General features: G+C 66.7%; 22 protein-coding genes and 1 tRNA gene. 14 read left to right on the top strand and 9 right to left on the bottom strand.

The window, feature by feature from the left end:
- The first annotated feature begins 18 nt into the window (after positions 1–18).
- The gene (locus E3C22_RS21155) at positions 19–465 is read left to right on the top strand and encodes a host attachment family protein (protein ID WP_134763875.1); all 447 of its coding nucleotides are present in this window, start codon (positions 19–21) and stop codon (positions 463–465) included.
- Positions 466–554: 89 nt separating this feature from the next.
- On the opposite strand, the gene E3C22_RS21150 is transcribed toward E3C22_RS21155, so the two are convergent.
- Both E3C22_RS21150 and E3C22_RS21145 read right to left on the bottom strand, forming a co-directional pair.
- On the bottom strand, positions 555–1,007 hold the full coding sequence (locus E3C22_RS21150; RefSeq protein WP_134763874.1) for a GNAT family N-acetyltransferase: 453 nt from the start codon (positions 1,005–1,007) through the stop codon (positions 555–557).
- Positions 1,004–1,843: an AAA family ATPase gene (locus tag E3C22_RS21145; RefSeq protein ID WP_134763873.1), complete on the bottom strand. Its 840-nt coding sequence runs from the start codon at positions 1,841–1,843 to the stop codon at positions 1,004–1,006. Before E3C22_RS21145 ends, E3C22_RS21150 begins: the two co-directional genes overlap by 4 nt.
- 270 nt (positions 1,844–2,113) lie before the next feature.
- On the opposite strand from E3C22_RS21145, the gene E3C22_RS21140 reads away from it, so the two are divergent.
- On the top strand, positions 2,114–3,316 hold the full coding sequence (locus E3C22_RS21140) for an MFS transporter (protein WP_134763872.1): 1,203 nt from the start codon (positions 2,114–2,116) through the stop codon (positions 3,314–3,316).
- On the opposite strand, the gene E3C22_RS21135 is transcribed toward E3C22_RS21140, so the two are convergent.
- On the bottom strand, positions 3,283–3,966 hold the full coding sequence (locus tag E3C22_RS21135) for a DapH/DapD/GlmU-related protein (protein ID WP_134763871.1): 684 nt from the start codon (positions 3,964–3,966) through the stop codon (positions 3,283–3,285). The genes E3C22_RS21140 and E3C22_RS21135 overlap by 34 nt on opposite strands.
- Positions 3,941–5,131 carry an OpgC family protein gene (locus E3C22_RS21130; protein WP_134763870.1) on the bottom strand — a complete coding sequence of 397 codons (1,191 nt, stop codon included), beginning with the start codon at positions 5,129–5,131 and terminating at the stop codon, positions 3,941–3,943. The genes E3C22_RS21135 and E3C22_RS21130 overlap by 26 nt, the downstream gene beginning before the upstream one ends.
- 405 nt (positions 5,132–5,536) lie before the next feature.
- Between E3C22_RS21130 and E3C22_RS21125 the strand changes: the two genes are divergently transcribed.
- The 3 genes from E3C22_RS21125 (at position 5,537) to E3C22_RS21115 (ending at position 9,079) form a co-directional block, all read left to right on the top strand.
- The gene (locus E3C22_RS21125) at positions 5,537–6,127 is read left to right on the top strand and encodes an SCO family protein (RefSeq protein ID WP_134763869.1); all 591 of its coding nucleotides are present in this window, start codon (positions 5,537–5,539) and stop codon (positions 6,125–6,127) included.
- A gap of 160 nt (positions 6,128–6,287) precedes the next feature.
- The gene (locus tag E3C22_RS21120; protein WP_134763868.1) at positions 6,288–8,198 is read left to right on the top strand and encodes a cation:proton antiporter; all 1,911 of its coding nucleotides are present in this window, start codon (positions 6,288–6,290) and stop codon (positions 8,196–8,198) included.
- A 2-nt stretch (positions 8,199–8,200) separates the two neighbouring features.
- Complete coding sequence (locus E3C22_RS21115; protein WP_134763867.1) at positions 8,201–9,079, top strand: 50S ribosomal protein L11 methyltransferase; 879 nt, start codon at positions 8,201–8,203, stop codon at positions 9,077–9,079.
- A gap of 92 nt (positions 9,080–9,171) precedes the next feature.
- Here the strand turns inward: E3C22_RS21115 and E3C22_RS21110 are convergent, their stop codons facing one another.
- Positions 9,172–9,375 carry a hypothetical protein gene (locus tag E3C22_RS21110; RefSeq protein WP_134763866.1) on the bottom strand — a complete coding sequence of 68 codons (204 nt, stop codon included), beginning with the start codon at positions 9,373–9,375 and terminating at the stop codon, positions 9,172–9,174.
- Between the two features lie 295 nt (positions 9,376–9,670).
- Between E3C22_RS21110 and E3C22_RS21105 the strand changes: the two genes are divergently transcribed.
- Positions 9,671–11,491 carry an aminopeptidase P family protein gene (locus tag E3C22_RS21105; protein ID WP_134763865.1) on the top strand — a complete coding sequence of 607 codons (1,821 nt, stop codon included), beginning with the start codon at positions 9,671–9,673 and terminating at the stop codon, positions 11,489–11,491.
- Between the two features lie 39 nt (positions 11,492–11,530).
- Here the strand turns inward: E3C22_RS21105 and E3C22_RS21100 are convergent, their stop codons facing one another.
- Positions 11,531–11,953 (bottom strand): BA14K family protein, encoded by a 423-nt coding sequence (locus E3C22_RS21100; RefSeq protein ID WP_206027003.1) that lies wholly within the window; start codon positions 11,951–11,953, stop codon positions 11,531–11,533.
- Positions 11,954–12,175: 222 nt separating this feature from the next.
- Between E3C22_RS21100 and E3C22_RS21095 the strand changes: the two genes are divergently transcribed.
- Positions 12,176–12,808, top strand: coding sequence for a DsbA family protein (locus E3C22_RS21095; protein ID WP_134763864.1), 633 nt, complete (start codon positions 12,176–12,178; stop codon positions 12,806–12,808).
- A 943-nt stretch (positions 12,809–13,751) separates the two neighbouring features.
- On the opposite strand, the gene E3C22_RS21090 is transcribed toward E3C22_RS21095, so the two are convergent.
- Positions 13,752–14,645 carry an ATP-binding protein gene (locus E3C22_RS21090; RefSeq protein ID WP_134763863.1) on the bottom strand — a complete coding sequence of 298 codons (894 nt, stop codon included), beginning with the start codon at positions 14,643–14,645 and terminating at the stop codon, positions 13,752–13,754.
- A 242-nt stretch (positions 14,646–14,887) separates the two neighbouring features.
- Here E3C22_RS21090 and yajC point away from each other — a divergent pair, with 242 nt between their 5' ends.
- The 5 genes from yajC (at position 14,888) to E3C22_RS21065 (ending at position 21,154) form a co-directional block, all read left to right on the top strand.
- Positions 14,888–15,229 (top strand): preprotein translocase subunit YajC, encoded by a 342-nt coding sequence (gene yajC, locus E3C22_RS21085; protein ID WP_134763862.1) that lies wholly within the window; start codon positions 14,888–14,890, stop codon positions 15,227–15,229.
- Positions 15,230–15,357: 128 nt separating this feature from the next.
- A complete protein-coding gene (secDF, locus tag E3C22_RS21080; protein WP_134763861.1) occupies positions 15,358–17,955 on the top strand; it encodes a protein translocase subunit SecDF in 2,598 nt (865 codons plus the stop codon).
- A 3-nt stretch (positions 17,956–17,958) separates the two neighbouring features.
- On the top strand, positions 17,959–18,342 hold the full coding sequence (locus E3C22_RS21075) for an Mth938-like domain-containing protein (protein WP_134763860.1): 384 nt from the start codon (positions 17,959–17,961) through the stop codon (positions 18,340–18,342).
- A gap of 114 nt (positions 18,343–18,456) precedes the next feature.
- Entirely contained in the window at positions 18,457–19,320 is an 864-nt protein-coding gene (locus tag E3C22_RS21070; protein WP_134763859.1) for a phytoene/squalene synthase family protein, read from the top strand.
- Positions 19,321–19,354: 34 nt separating this feature from the next.
- Positions 19,355–21,154 (top strand): DUF4153 domain-containing protein, encoded by a 1,800-nt coding sequence (locus tag E3C22_RS21065; protein WP_167591852.1) that lies wholly within the window; start codon positions 19,355–19,357, stop codon positions 21,152–21,154.
- A gap of 30 nt (positions 21,155–21,184) precedes the next feature.
- On the opposite strand, the gene trmFO is transcribed toward E3C22_RS21065, so the two are convergent.
- Together trmFO and E3C22_RS21055 are read right to left on the bottom strand one after the other, a co-directional pair.
- A complete protein-coding gene (gene trmFO / locus E3C22_RS21060) occupies positions 21,185–22,606 on the bottom strand; it encodes a methylenetetrahydrofolate--tRNA-(uracil(54)-C(5))-methyltransferase (FADH(2)-oxidizing) TrmFO (RefSeq protein WP_134763857.1) in 1,422 nt (473 codons plus the stop codon).
- Between the two features lie 481 nt (positions 22,607–23,087).
- Positions 23,088–23,231: a DUF1127 domain-containing protein gene (locus tag E3C22_RS21055; protein WP_134763856.1), complete on the bottom strand. Its 144-nt coding sequence runs from the start codon at positions 23,229–23,231 to the stop codon at positions 23,088–23,090.
- A 396-nt stretch (positions 23,232–23,627) separates the two neighbouring features.
- Here E3C22_RS21055 and E3C22_RS21050 point away from each other — a divergent pair.
- Together E3C22_RS21050 and tig are read left to right on the top strand one after the other, a co-directional pair.
- Positions 23,628–23,712: transfer RNA gene (locus tag E3C22_RS21050), tRNA-Leu, on the top strand.
- An 85-nt stretch (positions 23,713–23,797) separates the two neighbouring features.
- Complete coding sequence (gene tig, locus E3C22_RS21045) at positions 23,798–25,162, top strand: trigger factor (protein WP_134763855.1); 1,365 nt, start codon at positions 23,798–23,800, stop codon at positions 25,160–25,162.
- Positions 25,163–25,181: the final 19 nt, after the last annotated feature.

Raw genomic sequence — 25,181 nt, 5'->3', positions numbered from 1 at the left:
AGAAGAAGGGCTGACGTCATGTTGGACAAGCCGATCGACTACAAGACCTGGATCCTCGTCGCCGATGGCGAGAAGGCACTGTTTCTTCAGAACATGGGTGACGGCGAACTGCCGAATTTCGAGATCCGCCGGGTCGAGGAACAGGACAATCCGCCGGACCGCGAGCAGGGCGCCAACCGCCCGGGGCGGATGAGCGACGCCGGCACGTCACACCATTCCGCGGTCGAGGACACCGACTGGCACGAACTCGGCAAGGAGCGCTTTGCCGCCGAGATCACCGGCATCCTTTACAAGATGGCCCATCGCGGCGTCTTCGAGAAGATCGTCGTCGTCGCGCCGCCGAAGATCCTCGGCGAGATGCGCCAGCACTATCACAAGGAGGTCGCGGACCGGGTTGTCGGCGAGATCGCCAAGGACTTCACCAACCATCCGGTCGACAAGATCGAGAAGCTGCTCGCAGCCTGATCGTCGCTGATTTTCAGAACAAGGGCCCGCGCGCCGGAAGCGGCGCGCGGGCCTTTTCCGTGCAAGGCTTCAGCCCGATCGAACAGGCTTCAGCCGGCTGGCCGCTGATATTTGATGAAGGGCGTCTTCTCGCCGATCCGGTCGTAGAGCATCCGGCCGGCATAGTTGAACTCCTGCGTCGTCCAGTAGACCGAAGGACAGCCGGCCTCGTCGGCAACGCGGTAGACCGCCTCGATCAGTGCCCGGCCGACGCCTTTGCCGCGGATGGCGGGATCGGCGAAGAGATCCTGCAGGTAGCAGACATTCTCGATCCTCCAGCAATGGCGGTGGAAGAAGTAGTGGACGAGCCCGACCGGCCGTCCGTCGAGGACGGCGAGGAAGCCCTTGGGATCATAGGGCTCGTTGCCGAGGAGCCGGGCGAAGGTCGAGGCGTAGACGTCGTCTGAGACCTTCGACTTGTAGAATTCCAGATAGCCGGTCCACAGCCGGCGCCATTCGGACTCGTCGGAGGCAACGATCGGGCGGATGACGAGGTCGCTCATCCCTGCCGCCTTGCCAGAAACGCCAGCCGCTCGAAGAGATGCACGTCCTGCTCGTTCTTCAGGAGCGCGCCGTGAAGCTTGGGCAGCACCTTCGTCGGGCTCTCGCGCAGGTCCTTCGCCTCGACGTCCTCGGCGACGAGGAGGCGGATCCAGTCGAGCGCCTCGGAGGTCGAGGGCTTCTTCTTCAGGCCCGGCTGTTCGCGGATCTCGTAGAACTGGGTGAGGGCGGCGCGCACCAGCTCCCGCTTGATGCCAGGGTAATGGACGTCGACGATCTGCTGCAGCGTCTCGGCGTCGGGAAACTGGATGTAGTGAAAGAAGCAGCGGCGCAGGAAGGCGTCCGGCAGTTCCTTTTCGTTGTTCGAGGTGATCACGACGATCGGCCGATGCTTCGCCGCGATCGTCTCGCCGGTCTCGACGACGTCGAAGCTCATCTTGTCGAGCTCCTGCAGGAGGTCGTTCGGAAACTCGATATCGGCCTTGTCGATCTCGTCGATCAAGAGCACGACCCGTTCCTCGGAGGCGAAGGCGTCCCAGAGCTTGCCGGGCCTGATGTAGTTGCGGATGTCGTGGACCCGCTCGTCGCCGAGCTGGCTGTCGCGCAGCCGCGAGACGGCGTCATATTCGTAGAGGCCCTGGGCGGCGCGGGTGGTCGACTTCACCGTCCACTGGATCAGCCTGAGGCCGAGGGCCTCGGCGATCTGGAAGGCGAGTTCGGTCTTGCCGGTGCCGGGCTCGCCCTTGACGAGAAGCGGGCGCTCGAGGGTGATCGCGGCGTTGACGGCAACCATCAGGTCCTTGCCGGCGACATAGGTGTCGGTTCCTGAAAAGCGCATGCATCGTCCCTGTCGCTGCGGCCTCTTCCGGCCCTGTCTGGCGTCGCCGCAACCATAGGCGGCCCCGTCGCCGTTGCAAGGCGGAGGATGTTCGAGGCGAAGACTGTCCGTTCGACCTTTTCGGGCGGTCCGCATCTGGATTGTTCCGCAACCGCGAATACGTTTCGGCGAGACGGGCGGAGGCAATCCGCCCTTTTTCGTTTCCGGCGCCTGCCGGCGCAGACGCCGCCGCCGCCTCGGCGGCGGGTCCCCGTGAAGTGAAAGCCACCGATGAGCCAGACTGCGACGAACACCGCCCCCGCCAATGACAGCGCCGGCCTCGGGCCGGTGCTGACCTTCCTGTTTGCGCTGTCCTGCGGCGCTCTCGCCGCCAATCTCTATTACGCCCAGCCGCTGGTTTCGCTGATGGGCTCAGATCTCGGCCTCGCCGTCGCTGCGGAAAGCTCGATCGTCACGGTGGCGCAGATCGGCTATGCCATCGGCCTTATCTTCCTGGTGCCGCTCGGCGATCTCGTCGAGAACCGCAAGCTCATCCTCCTGACCATGGGGGCCAACGTGGTCGCCCTGACGGGTCTGGCGCTGGCGCCCGGGCTGACGCTGCTCTTTGCCGGCATGCTGATCGTCGGCATCACCTCCTGCGCGGCGCAGATGCTGGTGCCGCTCGCCGCCAATCTGGCGCCGGAGGAGGAACGGGGCGCCGTCGTCGGCAACGTCATGAGCGGGCTTCTCGGCGGGATCCTGCTCGCCCGGCCGGTGTCGAGCTTCCTTGCCGACTATCTCGGCTGGCGCGGCGTCTTCGGCCTGTCGGCGGCGCTGATCGCGGTTCTCGCCGCCGTCTCGCTGGTGCTGCTGCCGCGCCGCGAACCCGGCGGCGAGCGGGGCTATCTCGCGCTGATCCGCTCGCTCGGCCGGCTGTTCGTCAACGAGCCGGTGCTGCGGCGCCGCGGGCTCTACCACGCGGCGATGTTCGCGGCCTTCTCGCTGTTCTGGACGGCGGCGCCGATCATCCTGATGCGCGACCCGTTCGATTTCTCGCCGAGCGGCGTCGCGCTGTTCGCTCTCGCCGGCGTCCTCGGCGTCTTCGCCGCGCCGGTGGCGGGACGGCTCGCCGACCGCGGCTTTTCCCGCATCGGCACGGTCTGCGCCATTGCGATGGTGGTCGCCGGCTTCCTCGTCTCGACCTTCGGCACGACGTCGCTCGCAGCGCTGGTCTTTGCCGCCGTCGTCGTCGATCTCGGAGTGCAGGCCAATCTGGTCTTCGGCCAGCGCGAGATCTTCCGTCTCGCACCGGATATCCGCAATCGCCTCAACGCCGTCTACATGACGACCTTCTTCATCGGCGGGGCGCTCGGCTCGGCGCTGGCGAGCCCGGTGCTGGAAGTCGGCGGCTGGCTCGGCGTCTGCGTCCTCGGCATGGCGATGCCGGGGGCTGCGCTCATTTATTTCGCGCTGGTGGACGGCGCCGGGGACTGACGCTCCCACTTGTCGAGAAACGCCTCGATCGGCAGGACCTGCATGTCGGGAATGGCGTCGAACAGCGTTTCCAGCGGCCAGTCCCACCAGGCGAGGGCGGTGATCCTCGCGGCGATTTCCGGCGGGAAACGCTCGCGGATTGGCTTTGCCGGAACGCCTGCGGCGATGGTGAAGGGCGGAATATCGTGGGTGACGACGGCGCCGGCACCGACCACCGCGCCATTGCCGATCGCAACGCCCGGCATGACGATCGCGCCATGGCCGATCCAGACGTCGTGGCCGATGGTAACGGCGTCCGCCTTGCGCGCCTCGACGACGCTCTGGTCGACGGGAAGCCAGCGGAAATATTCGTTCGGCCGGTAGCTCACCTTGTGGGTGGTCAGCCGCTCCATCGGGTGGGCGAGGGCGTTGATCCTGACATTCGCCGCGATCGAGCAGAACCTGCCGATGCTGGAGTGGATCGCCTCGCCGCCCCGTTCGAAATAGGAAAAGTCGCCGAGCTCGACCTCGCGCAGGACGACACGCTGGCCGATCTCGCAATAGCGGCCGAGTTTGGTGCGCTTCAGCTCCGCAGTCGTGGCGATCTTCGGCTCGCTGTCGCGAAAGCGCAGTTCCTCGAAATTCTCAGGTCGCGGAGTTTCTGGCTGCATCGGGTATCGCGGCAGGTTCGGTTGCTTGCGCATATCCGTAGTCCTGATCCTCGGGCGACGCCACCACCAGCGAGGATACCGGCTCGCCGGAAGGCTCGCGACGCGTCCGCCCAAGGTGGTGGGCGACGGCGAGCTGGATGGCGAGGCCGATCGCGATCGCGGTGAGTTCCAGGGCCAGCGGGAACGAGCCATGGCAGATCACGACGGCGGCGGCGGTGTTCGACAGGACGATGCCGGTGACGAAGATCGGCAGGCTGTTGCGGCCGGCGGCGTGAACTGGCCCCAGCCATGACCACGCGAAGACCCGCTTCAGAGCGTCGAGATTGAAGACGACATAGGCGATGGCGAGCGCGTTGAGGACGCGCAGCGGGCCCTCGCTGGTCTTCGACATCAGGAGATGGCGCACCGGCGAATCGGCGCTGACTTCAAGCTGCATGTAGAGATTGGCGGGGATCGCGACCAGCGCGAAGAGGGCCGCCGCGACGAACACCGGACGCGAATAGGGAAACGGCTCCTCGCCGCGCTTGATCCTGAGGCCCGCCAGAAGGCCGCACAGGAAGATCAGCTGCCAGGAGAACGGATTGAAGAACCAGCCGGATCTCGCCTCGGCAAGGTTCGTCAGGTTGAGATGGAGGAGGCCCGCCGCCAGCCAGAGCCCCAGCGAAAGGCCGAGGGCGAGCATTGCCGAGCGCTGTGCGATGCCGAGAAACAGCGGCACCGCCGCGATTAAAAGGACATAGAGCGGCAGGATGTCGAGATCGGCCGGCATGTAGCGCAGCGACACGGCTTCCAGAGCGTAGCGCCAGGGCGCGGCAAAGACCGGGTCGAGCGCCCAGGCAGAGCGCAGCTCCTGGCTCCAGGGCAGCGGCAGCATCGCCACCGCGGCGAGCATCGCGGCAAGGAGAACGAGATGCACCCGGTAGAGCTTGAAGGCCCGCCGCCACGTCCGCGAGCCGACCCGGCCGAGATTTGCCCGGCCGCCGGGCGGCGCATAGGCGAGCGCAGCGGACATGCCGGCCATCATGACGAACAGCTCCGCGGCGTCGCAGAAGCCGCGGCTCTGCTGCAGCAGCGTCGAGAAGGACACATCGGAATGGTCGACGAAGATGAACAGCAGCGAGATGCCGCGCACGAGGTCGATGCGGGTTTCGCGGGAGCCCGGCATGGAGAGGACAATCCGGTAGAGAGGCGGGGCTCCGATCTAGCACCGCATTGGCTTACGAAGCGTAAGGATATTTCGTCGCCTTTGTCCGGTGGAGAAAAAGTGACCGGGCGAGTCTTCCGCCCCGTCGCACCGGCGCCGGCAATGGGCTAGGGATGGCGGATGGTGAGCCCGCCGACGGAACCGATGCCCGACAGCGCGAAGAAGACGGGTGGCCCCATCCGCCTTGCCGCCGCCGCAGCCGCGATCGCGGTGCTCGGGCTCATCGCCGTCGTCGGTTTCTCCCTGTGGCTTGCAAAGGGCGAAGCGGTTTTCGTAAGGCTCGCCGCAGACGCCTGGGCGAGCTGCTTCTGACCGCTTCGCCGCGCCCCGACAGGGCTGGCCACGCAATCTTCCGGAGTTCGCGGGATGAACACGCGCACGATCATTCAAACCGGCCTTTGGGCCGTCGTGGCTCTCGTCGCCGGGATTCTCGCCGTCACCTACTTCAATCTCGTCGGCCAGAGCAGCGCCTCCGGCGAGCCCTACGGCACACCCTTCACCCTGGTCGACCAGAACGGCACATCCTTCAGTTCCGACCAGCTGAAGGGCAAGCCCTATGCGCTGTTCTTCGGCTATACGCATTGCCCCGACGTCTGCCCGACGACGCTCTTTGAACTCGCCTCGCATCACGACGAGATCGAGAAGAAGGGCGGCGACTTCCGCATCGTCTTCGTCACCGTCGATCCCGAGCGCGACACGCCGGCGATCCTCAAGGACTATGTCGACGCCGTCTCGCCGGACATCGTCGCGCTGACCGGTGAGAAGGGCGATGTCGCCAGGATGGCGAAGGGCTGGGGCGCCTTCTTCGCCAAATCGGGCGAGGGCGAGGACTATCTGATGGACCACACTTCGACGACTTTCCTCATCGACGCGGAAGGCCATCTCGCCGGCACCATCGCCTATGGCGAGGACCCGAAGACCGTCACCGGCAAACTCGACAGGCTGGCCGGCGTCTGAGCCGTCGATCGCCGGATGACCGACCGCGTCGGCGCGATCGACGCGCATTGATTGCGGACGGGCCATGGGCCGTTTCCGCCACCGCCATATCTTTCTCCATCGACGACCGTGCTGCCGGGCGAGAGCCTCTGCCGCCCCGAACCGACAGGATCCCTCGCTGATGCACGATCTTGCCATGCAGCTCGCCATCATCGGCATCGCGGGCATCGCCTCGCAATGGCTGGCCTGGCGGCTCCAGATCCCCGCCATCGTCATGCTGCTCGGCGTCGGCCTCGTCTTCGGCCCGCTGACCGGCCTGATGAACCCGCGGGAAGATTTCGGCGAGCTCTATACGCCGCTGGTCTCGACCGCCGTCGCCATCATCCTCTTCGAGGGCGGGCTGACGCTCAATCTCCGGGAGATCCGCGAAACCTCGACGGCGGTGCGCCGCGTCGTGCTGGTGTCGGGGCCGATGGTCTGGCTGATGACGGCGCTCGCCGCCCACTATGTCGGCGACATGGCCTGGCCGGTCGCCATCATTCTCGGCGCGCTGCTCGTCGTCACCGGCCCGACCGTCATCATGCCGCTTCTGCGCCACGCGCGGCTGCGCACCCGGCCGGGCTCGATCCTGCGCTGGGAGGCGATCCTCAACGATCCTGTCGGGGCGCTCTTCGCCGTCATCGCCTTCGAAGCCTATCTCGTGCTGCGCGGCGCCCACGATGCCGAACACCTGATCCTGACCACCGTCGCCGCTATTGTCCTCGCGATCCTCGGCGGCATCGTCGCCGGGCGGGCGCTGACGACCTTTTTCGCTCGGGGCCACGCGCCGGAATATCTGAAGGCGCCGATTCTTCTCGCCGTCGTCGTCGGCATGAATGCGCTGACGAATCTGCTGCTCGAAGAGGCCGGGCTCCTCACCGTGACCGTCATGGGCGTCACCATGGCGAATGCCCGGCTCGCGAGCCTTGCCGAGCTCCGCAAGTTCAAGGAGACGATCACCGTCCTTCTCGTCTCGGGCCTGTTCATCATCCTAACCGCTTCGCTGCAGCGCTCGGTGATTCTCAGCCTCGAATGGCGGGTGGTGGTGTTCCTCGCGCTGGTGCTGCTGGTCATCCGGCCGATCGCCATCTTCGTCTCGACGATCGGAGCGGGGCTCGGTTTCCGCGAGCGGCTGCTGGTCAGCTGGATCGCCCCGCGCGGTATCGTCGCCGTCGCGGTCGCCGGCCTGTTCGGCACGACGCTGTCGCGGATCGGCCTCGAGGACGCCGACCGGATGGTCGCCTACACCTTCGCCGTCGTCGCCGCGACGATCATCCTCCATGGCTTTTCCCTGCGGCCGCTCGCCCAGCTCCTCGACCTTAGGGTCACCAACCGGCCCGGCATCCTCATCGTCGGTGCCTCGCGCTTCTCCATCGCGCTGGCGCGGCGGCTGAAGGCGCAGGAGGTGCCGGTGCTGATCGCCGACGCCAACTGGTCGCATGTCTCGGAAGCGCGCCTCGCCGAGGTCGACGTCTGGTTCGGCGAGATCCTTTCCGAAGAAGCGCACCATTCCCTCGATCTGTCGCGCTTCGACCACATGATCGCCGCGACCGACAACGACGCCTACAATGCGCTGGTCTGCACCGATTTCGGCGCCGAGATCGGCCGCTCCGAGGTGTTCCAGATCGGCTCGACGGCGGGCAGCCAGCAGACGTCGGGCGCCCGCCACGCCATGCATTTCACCATCGGCGGCATGCCGCTGTTCAAGCCGCCGCGCAGCTACAACGACCTGCGCGACAACGTCATCGACGGCTGGACCTTCCAGGCGACGCGGCTGACGGCGGAGTTCCGGCTCGAACAGTTCCACGAGAGCCGGCCGGAGGGAACGCTTCCGGTGCTGTGGATCAAGCCCTCCCACGAGATCGTTTTCGCCGTCGGCGAGGGCGCCGGAGAGCCGGCGACCGGCGACACCATCATCTCCTTCGGGCCGCCCCGCGCCGAGCGCGAGCAGGAAAAGATCGTCCGCGGCACCTTGACCGAACGCGAGGCGCGCAGGGAAAAGGCGCGCAAGACCTCCGAGGAGGTTTCCAGGCAGAGCGAAGGGACGAGCTGACGGTGCAAGTGCGCTATTTCCTGACGGCCAGGCGCCCGGACGCCGAGGCCGCCTATTCCCGCATCGAGGCAGCCTTCGAGGACGAGGGCGCGCCGATCGCCATCATCGAGATGGACGAGGCGGCGGCCCTGTTCGAGGTCTCGGCCTATCTCGAGGTCGCCGAAGGCGAGGATCGGGCCGAGGAATTCAGGGCGGGGGCGGCTGTCGGCCCCGATGTCGCGATCGGTCGGGAGGACCTGCCGGAAAAGGACTGGATGGCGGCGGTGCTCGCCGAGCTGAAGCCCGTGCGGGCCGGCCGATTCGTCGTTCACGGCGCCCATGACCGCGAGCGGGTCGGCGCCCATGAGCTGGCGATCGAGATCGAGGCCGGGATGGCCTTCGGCACCGGCCACCACGGCACCACGGCGGGCTGCCTGACGATGATCGACAAGGTGGTCCGGCTGAGCCGGCCCCGCTCCGTCCTCGATCTCGGCACCGGCAGCGCGGTGCTCGCCATCGCCCTTGCCAAGCTGGCCCGGCTCGACGTGGTGGCGACCGACATCGACCCCGTCGCCGTCGCCGTCGCTGCGGCGAATGCCAAGGCCAACGGCGTGGCGAGGAAGATCGAGGCGGTCGTCGCGGGCGGCTTTGCCTCGCCGGTGGTGCGTCGGCGCGGGCCCTACGATCTCATCGTCGCGAATATCCTCGCGGGACCGCTGATGCGCCTTGCTCCGGATTTTCGGCGCAACGCCACGCGCGACGCCAATATCATCCTCTCGGGCATTCTCGTCGGCCAGGCGGCGGCGGTGCGCGCGGCCTTCCGCGCCCAGGGCTTCGTCCACCGCGAGACCCTCGTCCGGGGCGAGTGGGTCGCCCTGCACCTCGTCCGGGCGGCTGGGTGATGCCAGCAAAAAGGCCCGGCCACCGAGAACGGTGCCGGGCCTCTTGAATGGATCGCGCCGGTGAAGGGACGGGATCGTCCCCGGCGAATGCCTTACGAACGCTGGGGCGCGCGGCCTTCGAAATGCGACGCGGTCTCGGTGCCGAACGCCTCGGGCGCGAAGCGCTTGCCGTAGTGGGTGGCGATGTAGCGGCGAGCCTCGCGCTCGCGGGCTTCCATCATCCGGTTGATGACGGTGCGCATGATGCCGACGCTCTGCTGGCGCGGGCGGGTAGTGGTGGTCTCGTTGCTGGCCATTTGCCGATCTCCTTGAGAAAGCTGTTTCCGGCCTCCCGTTGCAATGCAATATGCCGATTACGGACGCCCTGCGGTAGCGCCTTCGCCGCATAGGTCCATCCCACTTATTGCAACGCAGCATGGCCCGCCGTTTACCGGGTTGTAACCCTTGCCGGACGGGTCGCGATGGACGCCCTCGGGCCCGCACTTGCGGCGCCGGGCAAAATGCCGGACACAACGCGCTTCGGTATTGTCGTGATGGCGCCCCGGGAAACTGCCGGCAGGTCTCCGGCGACGGCGCAGCGAAAGGGCAGACATGTTCCAGAACTTCGACAATCGTAGCGATTTCTCGCAGAGCGCTGCGCGGATCGCCGAACTGCGGCAGGTTCTGAAAGAGGCCGGCGTCGACGGCTTCATCGTGCCGCGGGCCGACGAGCATCAGGGCGAATACATTCCGCCTTCGGCCGCGAGGCTGGAATGGCTGACCGGCTTTTCCGGCTCGGCGGGCGTCGCCATCGTTCTTAAGGACCGCGCCGCCATCCTGGTCGATGGGCGCTATACGCTGCAGGTGCGCGATCAGGTGGATCTGTCGGTGGTGACGCCGCTCTCCTCGATCGACACGCCGCTTTCGGCCTATCTGAAGAGCGAGGCGGCCGGAAAGAAGATCGCCTACGATCCCTGGCTGCACACGATCGGCGAGGTGGAGCGGCTGAGCGAGATCATGACCGCTTCCGGCGGCGAACTGGTGGCGCTGGCGGACAATCCCGTCGACCGCATCTGGACGGATCGCCCTCAGCCGCCGAAGGGGCGCGCCTTCCTGCATGGCGACAATCTCGCCGGCAAGAACGCGGCGGCGAAGATCGGCGAGGTGCAGACGGCGATCGCCGAAGCCAATGCGGATCTCACCGTCCTCACCGATCCGTCCTCGATCGCCTGGCTGTTCAACATCCGTGGCGCCGATGTCGACCACACCCCGCTGATGCTCGCCTTCGCGATCGTCCCCGCCGACGGCCGGCCGCGCCTCTATGTCGATCCGGACAAGCTCGAGCCCGGCATTGCCGGCCATCTTGCGAGCCTTGCCGATATCGGCTCGCCGCAAGCCTTCGAGCCGGACCTTGCCGACCTGGTAAAGGCTCGCGCGGCGGGCCTCGACCCGGCTCTGGCGGCAGCGCGCCTTGCCGAAATCGTCGAGACCGCGGGCGGGCACATCGTCGAACTCGCCGATCCGGCGCGGCTCCCCCGGGCGATCAAGAACGAGGGCGAACTTTCCGGCAGCCGCGCGGCGCATCGCCGCGACGGCGTCGCGATGGTGCGCTTCCTCGCCTGGCTCGACCGCCAGGTGCCTGGCTCGATCGACGAGATCGGCGCGGCGGAGCGGCTGGAAGCCTTTCGGGCGGAGGCAGGGGAGGCGGACGGCGTTTCCCTCGCAGACATCTCCTTCGACACGATTGCCGGCGCCGGGCCGAACGGCGCCATCGTCCACTACCGGGTCAACCGCGACACCAACCGCACGCTCGGGGCCGGCGAACTCTTCCTCATCGATTCGGGGGCGCAGTATCTCGACGGAACGACGGACATCACCCGCACCGTTCCGATCGGCGAGCCCGAGCCGATCATGCGGACGCGCTTCACCCAGGTCCTCAAGGGGATGATCGCGATCTCGCTCGCCCGGTTTCCGAAGGGGACGCGCGGCGTCGACATCGACGTCCTTGCCCGCATCGCGCTCTGGAAGGCCGGCTGCGACTATGCCCACGGGACGGGCCATGGCGTCGGCGCGTTCCTCGCGGTGCACGAGGGCCCGCAGTCGATCTCCCGGCGCGGCATGGCGGTGCTGCATCCGGGCATGATCGTTTCGAACGAGCCCGGCTACTACAAGGAGGGCGCCTTCGGGATCCGCATCGAGAACCTCGTCATCGTCAGGCCGGCCGAGGACATCGCCGAGGGCGATGCCCCGATGCACGGCTTCGAAACGCTGACGCTGGCGCCGATCGACCGCCGGCTGATCGATCCGGTGCTGCTCACCGAAGAAGAGCGCGGCTGGCTGAACGCCTACCACGCTTCGGTTCGAGAGACACTGTCGGACGCCCTTTCCGCGGACGACGCCACCTGGCTGGAGGCTGCGACCCGGCCGATCTGAGCCGGGCCGCCGAGCACCTTTCGCCGCGCCGCGCGAGGCTCAGCGGCAGAGACGCCGGGGCCCGTGATAGGGCTTGAAGGTGCCCGAGCGCGCATCGAAGGAGCGATATTTCGACGCGCAATAGCGATACCAGGCGCGGGAGCGAACGCGCGGCGCGTCGTAGCGCGGATAGACGCGATAGACCGGGCGCGGCCGGTAGTAATACGGGTCGTAGTAATAGGGGTCGGCAAGGCCGATGCCGATTCCGATCCCGAGGATGCTGCCGATCACCGCGGCGGCGCCGATGCCATGATGATGATGGTGATGACGATAGTGGCGATGCCGATGGCCGGCCTCGGCGGTCACGGCGCCGATCATCGGGGTGCCGGTCGGCACGGCGACCGGCGCGACCGTCAGCGCGACGGCGGTGGCCACGGCGATCAGCGACAGCCGCCGGAACCAGAATTTCGGGGCGAATGGCATCTTGTTTCCTCCCAGGTTGCAGATGAAAGACGGCCCCGCCGCCGAGGCCCAAATCCGGCGGCGACCCGACCTCGCCGGATCTCGCAAGAGCTTGGAAATTCAGACAGAAACGAATTTGTTGACGTATAGTGAACCATACGCCCGCGCATTGCAACTGCCGGTGGGCCCTGCGGCATTGCAGAATGGGCGCCGCGATGCGACAAAGCGACCTGGAGGCTGCCGATGATCGCCCATCTCGTCTATTTCGCCGATCCGATGTGCTCCTGGTGCTGGGGCTTTTCCCCGGCCATCGATGCGATTGCGGCGAAACATCCCGATCTGCCGATCCGGCTGGTGCTCGGCGGGCTGCGGCCGTTCACCAGGACGCCGATGGACGAGGCGGCGAAAGCCAGGACCCGGCAGCATTGGGAGCATGTCGAGGCCGCGAGCGGCCAGCCCTTCGACTACGGCTTCTTCGACCGCGAGGGTTTCGTCTACGACACCGAGCCGGCGGCGCGGGCGGTGGTGGCGGCGCGCCGGCTCGATCCGGCCCGGGTGTTCGCGCTGAAGCGGCGGATCGCCCACGCCTTCTATGCCGAGAACCAGGACGTCACCGATGCCGCTATCCTCGTCACGCTCGCCGACGAGGAAGGGCTCGACCGCGACGCCTTTGCCGCGACCTTCGAGGCGGATGCGACCCGCGAGGAGACGCTGGCGGATTTCGCCGTCAGCAAGGCCTCCGGCGTGACTGGATTTCCGACGCTGGTCGCGGGTCCGGCCGGCGACAAGGGGGACCGCTACGAGCCGATCGCCCTCGGCTTCCTGCCTGCGGACGAGGTGCTCGCCCGCGTCGACGCGTTTTTCGAAGGCCGCTGACGCTGCCGATCCGCCGGGCGCTGCGCGCGTCGGTGTGGGTTGCAGGTCGAAACGACCGCTGCGGTCGAGCAAGAGCACAATGATTTCAGTGGCAGTCGTCTTTGCGCCAAACGTCGGTGCCCCACTTGTTCTGTCCCACTGCGTCAAACCGCATAGCGTGCATGCAATTTAAACAAGGACTTTTGACGAAAAGTCTCGACATCCGGCCAAAATTATGCTTTCCTTACGGTAGGAATTGGCGGAATGTCTTTTGTTTTTCTTGGGTTGAGTGAGCTTTTGACGGTCGTTTGAAAGTCATTCCGTTTGGGATGGCAAGTCGACGTGTCCTGGGAAAGGCGAACCGCTGCCGAGTAAGGTCTGGCAGGGTGCGGACTGGCTGGATGAGGACGGGCCCGGCGAGGAGGGGGACGACCGGTCAGTGACGATAGCCGACGACCGGCCGAGCCCGACTGCTCGGGGCGCGACTTGGCGACCGAAGCAAGCGATCGACGCGCTGAGCCATCTGGATCTCGGCGAGCCGAAGGGTGTGTGCCGGCAGGAAGGGGCGCCTGCCGGCCGCACCTTCGCCTTGTCCCGCCTGTCGAATGCTTGCAAGGACCAGCCCCACCGGCACGCCTGAAGGGCCGAATGCCCTTCAGGGCAGCGGCTCACCCGGCCCCAATTCTGCGGCGACGGGGCTATCTGTCGATCATCGTCGGCTATGGCAGCAGTGAGCGACGGGCGCCCGAATTTCAGTCCGGCCGCTCCGTCGCCCGGCCGGAGCGCCGTGCGTCCCGTATGGACGCACAAAGGACGCTCTCAGTTAAGGACGCTCTCAGTTATTGAGTCACCGCATCGTGCCCTTCAAAAAATCGAGGCCGATTTTCGGGCCGATGCTGCAGGCCGTGCGGCTGGTACGTCCCGCCCACGTCCTGCTTCGTCTCGTGAGACGCTTGCCGGGCTGCTAATCGGCGATTTCGAGCGGTCGGCCGAGGCGGCCGGCAAGGTCCATGATGAATTGGTGGGCGACGCGGCCGGAACGGCTGCCGCGGGTGGTCGCCCATTCGAGCGACTGGCGCCGTACCTCGTCCGGCTCGATGACGTCGCCAAGGCCATAGGCCGCGACATAGCCATCCACCATCGCGAGAAATTGATCCTGGCTGCAATTGTGGAAGCCGAGCCACAGGCCGAAGCGGTCCGACAGCGACACCTTCTCCTCCACTGCCTCGCCGGGATTGATCGCCGTCGAGCGCTCGTTCTCGATCATGTCGCGCGGCAGGAGATGGCGCCGGTTCGACGTCGCGTAGAACAGGACGTTGGCCGGCCGCCCCTCGATGCCGCCCTCCAGCGCCGCCTTCAGCGACTTGTAGGCGGTGTCGTCGTGATCGAAGGAAAGATCGTCGCAGAACAAGAGCACCGGGGCAGGGGCCCTGACCAGAAGCGTCATCAGCCCCGGCAGGTGGTCGATGTCCTCGCGCGGGATCTCGACCAGCCTCAGCGCCGGCCTGCCGCTGGCGGCGATCTCGGCATTGACCGCGGCATGCACGGCCTTGACCAGCGACGACTTGCCCATGCCCCTCGCGCCCCAGAGGAGGGCGTTGTTGGCCGGCAGGCCCTTGGCGAAGCGCAGCGTGTTGTCGAAGAGGATGTCGCGGGAGCGGTCGATCCCCTTCAGAAGGACGATCGGCACGCGGTTGACCCTTGTCACCGGCTTGAGGCCGATCTCCGGCTCGAAGACGAAGCAGTCGGCCGCGTCGAAGTCGGGCTGGCTCGTCTCGCGGGGCGCGAGGCGGGCAAGGCTCGCGGCGATCGTCTCGAGGCTGGCGGCGATGCGGGCGAGGTCAGTGTCGTTCGGCATGGCTAAATCCGTCGATCGGGCGGGATGCTGGGCTGTCGGAGAGCGTCAGGGAAGCCGGCGTGATGGGATCCCGCCTCCATAGGCGCGGATTCGATCCTCTGCAAATGCCGAGGCTTGTTGCATTGAGGTGGGCCGTTCGTATATTGCGGCCACGTCTGGACGGGTCTCCCTCGGGAAATCCGCGCAATTCGACGGCCCCGTTGTCGGCCGTTCGCCGAAAACTCTTTCTGACGAGGTCGATAATGTTCGTGTCCGAGGCTTTCGCCCAGTCCGGTGGTGCTGCCGGGGGTGGAAGTGAATTGTTGTTCAGTATTCTTCCCTTCATCGCGATCTTCGCGATCATGTACTTCCTCATCATTCGCCCGCAGCGGACGCAGATGAAGAAGCGCGAGGAGATGCTGAAAAACATCCGGCGCGGCGACACGATCGTGACCGGCGGCGGCATCGTCGGCAAGGTGACCAAGGTTCTCGACAACGGCGAGGTGGAGGTGCAGATCTCCGATCAGGTGCGCGTCCGGGTGGTGCAGGCATCGGTGACCGACGTCAGGGTCAAGGGCGAGCCGACGGCCGCCAACACCAAATAGCCGAGTTCTTGTTCCAACGGCAGCCAATGCCGTAATCTCGCCAGCTCTGCCGCAGATGCGGCAAGACGGCGACCCACGCTGAAACCGGACCCGGGCGCGGCCCGCGGTCCGACACTTGCGAGCCCGCCATGCTCTATTTCTCGCGCTGGAAGACGATCCTGATCTGGCTGACGGTGCTCGTCGGCATCGTCTATGCCGCGCCGAACGTGCTTCCGCGCAACGTGACCGACAGTCTGCCGGAATTCTGGCCGACCAAGTCCGTCACGCTCGGGCTCGACCTCCAGGGCGGCTCCTACATCCTGCTCGAGGTGGACCGCGCTTCGCTCGTCAAGGAGCGGCTGCAGGCGGTGCAGGACGAGACGCGGCAGCTCCTGCGCAAGGAGCGGATCGGCTATTCGGCGATCACCGCCAACGACCGCTCGGTGACCGTGCGGCTGCGCGACCCGTCGCAGGCCGATGCCGCGCGCACGGCGCTGCAGCCTCTGACCCAGCCGATCTCCAGCGGCCTGATGTCCGGCGGTTCGGTCTCCGAGGTGGAACTCGCCGCACCGCAGCCCGGCGTCATCGCCGTCAATCTCAGCGATCAGGGCATCGACTACCGTGTCTCCGCGGCCGTCACCCAGTCGATCGAGGTGGTGCGCAAGCGCGTCGACGAACTCGGCACCACCGAGCCGGTGATCCAGCGCCAGGGCGACGACCGGATCATGGTCCAGGTGCCGGGCCTCGGCGATCCGCAGCGGCTGAAGGAGCTTCTCAACCAGACCGCCAAGCTGACCTTCCAGCTCGTCGACCAGAGCGCCAATGCCGAACAGGTGGCCAAGGGTTCGCGGGCGCCGGCAGGCTCGGAACTCCTCTACACCAACGACAGCACGCCCCAGCCGGTGCTGGTCAAGAACCAGGTGATGGTCTCCGGCGAGAACCTCACCGACGCCCAGCCGGGTTTCGACCAGCAGACCAACGAGCCCGTCGTCAACATCCGCTTCGATTCGCAAGGGGCCCAGCGCTTCGGCCGGGTGACCCAGGCCAATGTCGGCAAGCCTTTCGCCATCGTCCTCGACAACAAGGTGCTGTCGGCCCCGGTGATCCGCACCGCCATTCTCGGCGGCCAGGCGCAGATCTCGGGCTCCTTCACCGTCCAGAGCGCCAATGATCTGGCCGTGCTGCTGCGGGCCGGCGCGCTGCCGGCGACGCTCGACATCATCGAGGAGCGGACCGTCGGGCCGGGCCTCGGCGCCGATTCGATCGCCGCCGGCGAGATCGCCGGTGTCATCGGCGCGGTCGCCGTCGTCGTCTTCATGCTGGCCGCCTACGGCTTTCTTGGCGTCATCGCCAACATCGCCCTGGCGGTGAACGTCGTCCTGCTCTTCGCCATCCTCACCGCCATCGGCTCGACCCTGACGCTGCCGGGCATCGCCGGCATCGTCCTGACGATGGGCATGGCGGTCGATTCCAACGTGCTGATCTACGAGCGCATCCGCGACGAGCGGCGACAGGGACGATCGGTGGTCCAGGCGATCGACATCGGCTTCCGAAAAGCCCTGGCGACGATCCTCGACGCCAACATCACCACCCTCATCGCCGCTGTCGTCCTGTTCTTCCTCGGCTCGGGCCCGGTGCGCGGCTTCGCCGTGACGCTGGCGATCGGCATCATCACCACCGTCTTCACCGCCTTCACCCTGACCCGCTGGCTGGTCGCCGCCTGGGTGCGCGGCCGCCGGCCGCGCGAGCTGCCGAAGGGCTGGCTGCGCCTCGTTCCGGAGGTCACCCGCATCCCCTTCATGAAGGTGCGGCTGAAGATCTTCGGACTGTCGATGGCGCTCTGCGTCGCGTCGCTGGCCTCGCTCTTCGCCATCGGGCCGAATTTCGGCATCGACTTCACCGGCGGAACGCTGATCGAGGTGCAGGCGAAACAGGGGCAGGCCGATATCGGCGACATCCGAACGCGGCTCGGCGAGGCAGGGATCGCCGATCCGCAGGTGCAGGAATTCGGCACCGACCGCGAGGCGCTGATCCGCATCGGTTCGGCGGGCGACGTCTCCGACGCCTCGCAGCAGGCGCTGGTCGACAAGGCCAGCGGCGCGATCGCGGCGGATTACGACATCCGCCGCACCGAGGTGGTCGGGCCGACGGTTTCGGGCGAGCTCGCCTGGGCGGCGATCCTCGGCGTCCTCGCCTCGCTCTTTGCGATCCTCATCTATGTCTGGCTGCGCTTCGAGTGGCAGTTCGCCGTCGGCGCGATCATCGCCACGATCAACGACGTGATCCTGACCCTCGGCTTCCTGGTGGTGACGCAGCTCGATGTCAGCCTCTCGACCGTCGCGGCGATCCTGACCATCGTCGGCTATTCGCTGAACGACACCGTCGTCATCTACGACCGGGTGCGGGAGAATCTCCGCAGGTTCAAGAAGATGCCGCTCGGCCAGCTGCTCGACCTCTCGGACAACGAGATGCTGTCGCGCACGACCATGACCTCGGCGACGACGGTGCTTGCCCTGGCCGCGCTGTTCATCTTCGGCGGCGAGGTGATCCGGTCCTTCGTCGCCTCGATGCTGTTCGGCGTCGTCATCGGCACCTTCTCGTCGATCTTCGTCGCGGCGCCGATCCTGATCTTCTTCAAGCTGCGCCCGACCGATGCGGCGGCTGCCGCCAAGGCCGCGGAAGCAGCGGAGAAGGAAGAGGCGGAAAACCCGACCGAGCGCGGCACGATCAATCCCGGCCGGGCCTGATCGATGGTCAAGGGAATCGAGATCCGGCAGGCCCATTTTCCGGGCCGCGCGCCGATCGAGGCATATGGCAACGGCGGCTTCCGCTTTGCCGAGATGTCGCATCGCGGCTCGATCCTGTGCCTTCCCACCGGCATCTACGGCTGGTCGGCGACGCAGGAGGAGCCGTTCACCGGCGAGCGACTGGATCTCGTCTTCGAGACGGACATCAAGTTTCTCCTCTTCGGGACCGGCACCGAGATCCGGCGGCTGCCGCCGGGCCTTGCCGAGCGGATGAAGCGGGCGGGGATTTCCTGCGATCCGATGTCGACCGGCGCCGCGGTGCGCACCTTCAATGTCATGCTTTCGGAGGGCCGGCCGGTCGGAGCGGCGCTCGTCGCGGTCGACTGATCCTCCGCCCCGCAGGACCGCTCCCGGAAGACCGTCACGCCGACTCGGCTGCGGTTGAATGCGCCGGCATCGTCGCCACATCGCGGGAACTAGTGTTCCCTGTTCGGAGTCCGGATGACCGATCCCTGCCGCGAACTGGTCGAGGAAAGCGACCGGGACCGCGCCTTGTCGCTGGCCTTCGCGCCGGAACATCTGCGCGATGATCTCGCCGCGCTCTACGCCTTTAATGTCGAGATCGCCCGGGTGCGCGACCAGATCAGCCAGCCAATGCCCGGCGAGATCCGCCTGCAATGGTGGCGCGACGTGCTCGCCGCCGGGGACGGCGACGCGGGCGCGGATGACAGCACGAGCCAGGCTCCTGGCGGGGGCGAGGCAGGGCACCCGGTCGCGAGCCGCCTCGTCGAGGTCGTCGCCCGGCACCGGCTGCCTGCGGCCGCCTTGGACAGGATGCTGGAAGCCCGAATCTTCGACCTCTACGACGATCCGATGCCGTCACGGACCGAATTCGAGGCCTATGCCGGCGAGACGGCTTCGACGCTGATCATGCTGGCTGCGACGGTCCTATCGCGGGAGGGCGCCGACACGATCGCCGATGCGGCGGGCCATGCCGGCGTCGCCCAGACCGTCGCAGGCACGCTGCGGCTTTTGCCGATCCACCGGGCAAGACGGCAGGTGTACATACCCGCCGACATATTGTCGGCCGCGGCCTGCTCGCCGGAGCAATTGCTCGCCGGCGAGGCCGAGCCCTCTACCCGCGCCATCGCCGCGATGGCAGCCTTCGGCCGCGAGCATCTTGCCGAGGCTCGGCGGCATTTTGCGCATGTGCCGCGGGCACTCCGCCCCGCCTTCCTGCCGGCACTGCTCGCATCGCCATATTTGGACCGCATCGAACGGTCAGGAGCGGGTGCATTGCACGAGCCGCCGGACGTTTCGGCGCCCCGCAAGGCGTTCTACTACTGGCGCTGGATGCGCGGCTGACAAAGGGCGAGCATTGCCCGCAATGCAGAGGGACATGGACGTCGAAAAGGCTCCGAGGCTGCGCAAATGGGCCGGCCGCTTTGCCGGGTCGCTCGCAAGGGGCGCCGAGACGGCACTGCTGCGCTTTCCCGTCGCGGCTCTGTGCGTCGTTGCAATCACGGTCCTCGGCAATCTGTCGATCGCCGACATCGACATTCCCGATCCGCAGAACCTCGTCTGGCTGATCGCGGCGCTCTACGGCGCTGCCGCCGCCTCGATCGCCGCGACGCTCGTCGGCGAGACGAGGGGAGCAGGGCGTCCGACGCAGAGGCTCGCGGCGCTCGTCGCTGCTGTCATTGCCGGCGCCGCGGTGTATTTCTGCGGACGGGCGGACAATCACCTGCCGGCGCTGACCTCGGCGCTGACGCTGGCGATCCCGCTGGCGCCCTATGTCGGGCGGGGCGGGCCGCTGCGCTTCTGGACCTTCACGCTTTGGTCGGCGGTCGGTGCGGCACTCGCCTTCCTGTCCGTGCTTCTCTTCATGCTCGGCCTTTCGGCAATCCTCGAGATGATCCGCTTCCTCTTCGAGATGGGTCTCAGCTCGACCGCCTACGAGCACATCTATGCCACCGCCTTTGCCCTCGTCGGCCCGCTCTTTGCGATGGGGCGGCTGCCGCGCGAATTCGACGAGCGGGTCGGCACCGGCGAGGACCGGCTGATCGGCGGCGTCAGGCTGTTGATCGACTGGGTGGCGACGCCGCTGGCGCTGGCAACGGCGGTCATCCTGCATCTCTACGCCGCCAAGATCGCGCTGACCGCGACGATGCCGAAGAACGAGATCGGATGGATCGTCACCTTCGATGCGCTGCTGGTCCTGTCGCTGCGGATCGCCGCCGAGCCGTTTCTGAGGAACGGCGCCCTGCCGGCGCGGCTGTTCGGGCGGTTGTGGGCCATCATGCTGCTGGTGCCGCTGGCGCTGGCGAGCCTCGGGATCTTCATGCGGATCTCGTCGGAAGGCGTCAGCATCGAGCGCTACTATGTCGCGCTGGCGATCCTCGCCGCCTTCCTCGTGGTCGCGGTGCAGCTCATTCCCAAGCTTGCCGGCGACATCCGGGTGATGGCGGCGATCCCCCTCGTGCTTCTCGGACTGTCCGCCTTCGGGCCATGGGGCGCCTCGGGGCTCACCGGTCGCAGCCAGGTCGCGCGGATCGTCGAGGAGTTCGGGGCGCGGGTGCCGGGGACCGAGAGCATCGCCGTCAGGCCGGCGGCAGGGCGGAGCCAGGCGGCGCAGGCGCGGCTGCGCTCGCGGCTCTACGAGCTTGCCGGGGCCGACCGGCTGGGCGATCTCGTGCCCTATCTCGATCCGGAGGTCGGAGATCGTCTGGACATGGCGCTTAACAGCGAACCGGAGCGGGCGATCGCCGTCGTCACCGACGCCCTTGGCGCCGACGTCTCGGCCTGGACCCATGCACGGCCGCGGGGCTTTGCCGCCTTCAAGCCGGGCGAGGTCGATCTCGCCGGATATGATCGCGCGGCGCTCCACCGGATCGCGACGCCGAACGAGGCTGACGCTGCCGACGAGGCCGACGGGATGGCCTTCAGGCTCGATGGCGGCGCACTGGTCGCGACGCTCGGCGAGACCTCGGACCGGTTCGACCTGGGCGACGCAATCAAGACGCTGCCGCCGGAGCTCTTCTCCGCCGTCGCGCGGCAGGTCACGCCGCCGGCCCTCGATCTTCGGGCAGAGGACGGGAGGCATCTGCGCCTCTCCATCCGGCGGCTCGCCCAGAGCGACGAAGGCGACATCAACTTCCTCGAATTCGACGCCTTCTATCGTTCGGCGGAATGGCGCTGAGGTAAGCGCCGCACGGGCGGGTTGCCGGGGCTATTCGGCGGCCTGCCGCGTTCCCGCCGCGGCCAGCCAGGCGGCAAAGTCGGCGAGCGCCCGGCGGGCGAGGGCGTTCTTCTTGGCGACGGCCTTTTCCTTGCCGCGGAAGCGCTTCTGGCCTTCGGGCTTCTGGATGGCGCCGGGCTCGAGCGCCGGGAACAGGCCGAAATTGACGTTCATGGGCTGGAAGGATCGCTTGCCGCCATCCTCCTCATGGGCGAGATGGCCGCCGGTGATGTGGGCGATCAGCGCCCCCGAGGCCGTCGTCTGCGGCGGCACGGCGATCGACTCGCCGCGCCTTTCGGCGGCGGTGAAGCGCCCCGCCATCAGCCCGACGGCCGCCGATTCGACATAGCCCTCGCAGCCGGTAATCTGGCCGGCGAACCGCAGATGCGGCCGTGCCTTGAGGCGCAGCGTCCCGTCGAGAAGCACCGGCGAGTTCAGATAGGTGTTGCGGTGGAGGCCGCCGAGGCGGGCGAATTCGGCATTTTCGAGCCCGGGGATCATCCGGAAGATGCCGGCCTGGGCGCCGTATTTCAGCTTCGTCTGGAAGCCGACGATGTTGTAGAGCGTGCCGAGCGCATTGTCCTGGCGCAGCTGAACGACGGCGTAGGGCTTGATGTCGGGCTGGTGGGCGTTGGTGAGACCCATCGGCTTCATCGGCCCGTGGCGGAGCGTCTCCGGTCCCCGCTCGGCCATCACCTCGATCGGCAGGCAGCCGTCGAAATAGGGCGTGCCCTCCCACTCCTTGAACTCCGTCCGGTCGCCCTCGACGAGGGCGGCGACGAAGCGCTCGTAGGTCTCCTTGTCGAGCGGGCAGTTGACGTAGTCCTTGCCGGTGCCGCCGGGGCCGACCTTGTCGTAGCGCGACTGGAACCAGGCCTTGTCCATGTCGATCGAATCGAAATGGACGATCGGTGCGATGGCATCGAAGAAGGCGAGAGCGTCCGCGCCTGTGGCACCGGCGATCGCCTCGGCGAGGGAAGGCGCGGTGAGCGGCCCGGTGGCGACGATGGTGGTGCCCCACTCTTCCGGCGGGAGGCCTTCGACGACGCCCCGCTCGATCGTGACGAGCGGGTGGCCGGAAAGGGCTTTCGACACGGCATCGGAAAAGCCTTCGCGATCGACCGCCAGCGCGCCGCCGGCAGGCACCTGATGCCGATCAGCCATGGCCATGATCAGCGAGCCGGCAAGCCGCATCTCGGCATGCAGCACGCCCACCGCGTTGGCGGTGGCGTCGTCGGAGCGGAAGGAGTTGGAACAGACGAGTTCGGCGAGGCCGTCGGTCTTGTGGGCCTCGGTGCCACGCATCGGGCGCATCTCGTGAAGGACCACGGGAAGGCCCGCCTCGGCGATCTGCCAGGCGGCTTCCGAGCCGGCGAGACCGCCACCGACGACATGAATGGGTTGGTTCGACATGAGCCGTATTTAAGCGAGAGACGGGCGATGCGAAACCGTCATCTTCGCCGCGGGCGCATCGCTGCCGCCCATCCGGGAGGCCAGAACGACGAAACCCGCCGGGGGAGGACCGGCGGGCTTCGCTTGTCTGGCCTGCATTTGGGAGGAGGATCTGCAGGCCGTATCCGCTCCGGCCCGGGAGGAGGTGGGCCTTTGCGAAATTCAAAACTCTGAACTGACCGAAATGCGCCCGCCGGGGGAGGACCGGCGGGCGACATCGGTAGGTCTGCCGGTTGGGAGGAGGTTGGCAGACCCGTCTTCCGCCGTAGCCCGGGAGGAGGTGGGCCTTGGCGAAACCTTCAAACTTTGCCCCGAATGCGCCCGCCGGGGGAGGACCGGCGGGCGACATCGGTAGGTCTGCCGGTTGGGAGGAGGTTGGCAGACCGTTTTCCGCCTAGGCCCGGGAGGAGGTGGGCTTCGGCGAAACCTTGAAACTCTTGACTTAGACGGCAGTGCGGCGAGCGACGGCCGGGATGTCGGTGCGGGCGATGCCGAGGTCGGCAAGCTCGCGCTGCGACAGACGGTTCAGCTCGTTGACGGTCTCGCGATAGCGGCGCCAGGACTGGTAGGAGCGGACAAGGTTCATGGCGGAACCTCCTTTTCAATTCGAACTTCAGCCTTCGGGGAAGCGTTTTTTCCGCTTCGTCCCTCGTGTTGATTGCAAAATATGCTGGGCCGCCCGTTGCCGGTAGAGCCTCGGCTGCATGGCAGCAATGCGGATTGTGCAATGCAACATAGAGCATTAATGAATTAGCGAACACAAGGAGTTGGCAGCGATTGCTCAAAAGCGCGCCGTCCCGTTTGAAGTCTATTGGTCAACGAAGGTGCTTTATCCTTGGCGCTCCGCCGGCAGATCGCGGACTGGCGATCGTCCCTTTGAAGCCGATATCCGCCTCCGGAACGGTCGGTTTTGCCCTTTCGTGGTCGAATTCGCGGTGATATAGAGGCCCGCGCTTCGCAACGTCCGTGGCCGGCGCGCCTGGCGGGTGTGGCGGAATTGGCAGACGCACTTGGTTTAGGTCCAAGCGCCGAGAGGCATGGGGGTTCAAGTCCCTCCACCCGCACCATTTGCCGAATTCAACGAGAGTGCGCTCGGCCAGGCCCTGGAGAGGCCGGCCCGCGCAGCGAACAGGATCAAGAAGGTAATACAATATGCAGGTTACGGAAACCAAGGCCGAGGGCCTGAAGCGCGAGATCGAGATTGTCGTGCCCGCCTCGGACCTTGAAGCGCGCCTTCAGACCCGCCTCTTCGAGGCCAAGGACAAGGTGCAGCTGAAGGGTTTCCGTCCCGGCAAGGTGCCGGTCGGCCATCTGCGCAAGATGTACGGCAAGTCGCTGATGGCGGAGATCGTCAACCAGATCCTCAACGAGACGCCGGGTTCGATCATCGCCGAGCGCAAGGAGCGCGCGGCGATGCGTCCGGAAATCGCCATGAGCGAGGACGAGGCCGAAGCCGAGAAGGTTCTGAGCGGCGGGACCGATTTCAAGTTCACCCTGTCCTACGAGACCCTGCCGGACTTCGAGGTCAAGGACACCAGCGGCATCAAGATCGAGCGGCCGATCGTCGAGGTCTCGGACGAAGAGGTCGACGAGCAGGTCGAGCGGATCGCCGAGAACGCCCGCACCTACGAGGAAAAGGACGGCGCCGCCGAAAAGGGCGACAAGGTCACCATCGACTTCGTCGGCAAGATCGACGGTGAGCCCTTCGAGGGCGGTGCGGCCGAGGATTCCGACCTGGTGATCGGCTCGGGGCGGTTCATCCCCGGCTTCGAAGAGCAGTTGATCGGCAAGAAGAAGGGCGACGAGACCGTCGTCGAGGTGACCTTCCCCGAGGATTACGGCGCCGCCCATCTCGCCGGCAAGGCTGCCAGCTTCGAGACCAAGGTCAAGGCCGTGCAGGGCCCGACCGAGACGGCGATCGACGACGAGACCGCCAAGAAGCTCGGCCTCGAATCACTCGACAAGCTCAAGGAGATCGTCCGCGATCAGATCCAGAGCCAGTACGGCCTGGCGACCCGCCAGAAGGTCAAGCGCCAGCTGCTCGACGCGCTCGACAAGGACTATGACTTCGCCCTGCCGGAGAAGCTGGTCGAGGCCGAGTTCGACAACATCTGGAACCAGGTGCAGCGCGAACTGACCGAGAGCGGCAAGACCTTCGAGGACGAGGACACCACCGAGGAGAAGGCCCGCGCCGACTATCGCCGTCTGGCCGAGCGCCGCGTCCGTCTCGGCCTGGTGCTCTCCGAGATCGGCGAGAAGGCCGGCGTCGAGGTCGGCGAGGAGGAGATGCAGCGCGCGCTGTTCGAGCAGATGCGCCGCTATCCCGGCCAGGAACAGGAAATCCTGAAGATGTTCCAGGAGAATCCGGACGCCATCCAGAGCATCCGCGCGCCGCTCTATGAAGAGAAGGTCGTCGACCATCTGCTGGCCCAGGTCGACGTCACCGACAAGACGGTGACGAAGGACGAGCTGATGGCCGAGGACGAGGCCGAAGACGGCGTGGCCGCCGGCGCCTGAGCCCGATCAGACGTCACAA

This window comes from Jiella endophytica, from assembly GCF_004519335.1.
Lineage (GTDB): Bacteria > Pseudomonadota > Alphaproteobacteria > Rhizobiales > Rhizobiaceae > Jiella > Jiella endophytica.
The sequence above is the reverse complement of the archived record's forward strand: the minus strand, read 5'-3'. Positions and strand labels throughout refer to the sequence as shown.

Excerpts from the sequence above, each read along its gene's own strand:
- yajC (WP_134763862.1), top strand. The coding sequence starts at position 14,888 with ATGTTCGTGTCCGAGGCTTTCGCCCAGTCCGGTGGTGCTGCCGGGGGT.
- E3C22_RS21140 (WP_134763872.1), top strand. The coding sequence starts at position 2,114 with ATGAGCCAGACTGCGACGAACACCGCCCCCGCCAATGACAGCGCCGGC.
- E3C22_RS21110 (WP_134763866.1), bottom strand. The coding sequence starts at position 9,375 with ATGGCCAGCAACGAGACCACCACTACCCGCCCGCGCCAGCAGAGCGTC.
- E3C22_RS21130 (WP_134763870.1), bottom strand. The coding sequence starts at position 5,131 with ATGCCGGGCTCCCGCGAAACCCGCATCGACCTCGTGCGCGGCATCTCG.
- E3C22_RS21075 (WP_134763860.1), top strand. The coding sequence starts at position 17,959 with ATGGTCAAGGGAATCGAGATCCGGCAGGCCCATTTTCCGGGCCGCGCG.
- E3C22_RS21125 (WP_134763869.1), top strand. The coding sequence starts at position 5,537 with ATGAACACGCGCACGATCATTCAAACCGGCCTTTGGGCCGTCGTGGCT.
- E3C22_RS21095 (WP_134763864.1), top strand. The coding sequence starts at position 12,176 with ATGATCGCCCATCTCGTCTATTTCGCCGATCCGATGTGCTCCTGGTGC.
- E3C22_RS21090 (WP_134763863.1), bottom strand. The coding sequence starts at position 14,645 with ATGCCGAACGACACTGACCTCGCCCGCATCGCCGCCAGCCTCGAGACG.
- E3C22_RS21100 (WP_206027003.1), bottom strand. The coding sequence starts at position 11,953 with ATGCCATTCGCCCCGAAATTCTGGTTCCGGCGGCTGTCGCTGATCGCC.
- tig (WP_134763855.1), top strand. The coding sequence starts at position 23,798 with ATGCAGGTTACGGAAACCAAGGCCGAGGGCCTGAAGCGCGAGATCGAG.
- E3C22_RS21070 (WP_134763859.1), top strand. The coding sequence starts at position 18,457 with ATGACCGATCCCTGCCGCGAACTGGTCGAGGAAAGCGACCGGGACCGC.
- E3C22_RS21150 (WP_134763874.1), bottom strand. The coding sequence starts at position 1,007 with ATGAGCGACCTCGTCATCCGCCCGATCGTTGCCTCCGACGAGTCCGAA.
- trmFO (WP_134763857.1), bottom strand. The coding sequence starts at position 22,606 with ATGTCGAACCAACCCATTCATGTCGTCGGTGGCGGTCTCGCCGGCTCG.
- E3C22_RS21145 (WP_134763873.1), bottom strand. The coding sequence starts at position 1,843 with ATGCGCTTTTCAGGAACCGACACCTATGTCGCCGGCAAGGACCTGATG.
- E3C22_RS21055 (WP_134763856.1), bottom strand. The coding sequence starts at position 23,231 with ATGAACCTTGTCCGCTCCTACCAGTCCTGGCGCCGCTATCGCGAGACC.
- E3C22_RS21135 (WP_134763871.1), bottom strand. The coding sequence starts at position 3,966 with ATGCAGCCAGAAACTCCGCGACCTGAGAATTTCGAGGAACTGCGCTTT.
- E3C22_RS21120 (WP_134763868.1), top strand. The coding sequence starts at position 6,288 with ATGCACGATCTTGCCATGCAGCTCGCCATCATCGGCATCGCGGGCATC.
- secDF (WP_134763861.1), top strand. The coding sequence starts at position 15,358 with ATGCTCTATTTCTCGCGCTGGAAGACGATCCTGATCTGGCTGACGGTG.
- E3C22_RS21155 (WP_134763875.1), top strand. The coding sequence starts at position 19 with ATGTTGGACAAGCCGATCGACTACAAGACCTGGATCCTCGTCGCCGAT.
- E3C22_RS21105 (WP_134763865.1), top strand. The coding sequence starts at position 9,671 with ATGTTCCAGAACTTCGACAATCGTAGCGATTTCTCGCAGAGCGCTGCG.
- E3C22_RS21065 (WP_167591852.1), top strand. The coding sequence starts at position 19,355 with ATGGACGTCGAAAAGGCTCCGAGGCTGCGCAAATGGGCCGGCCGCTTT.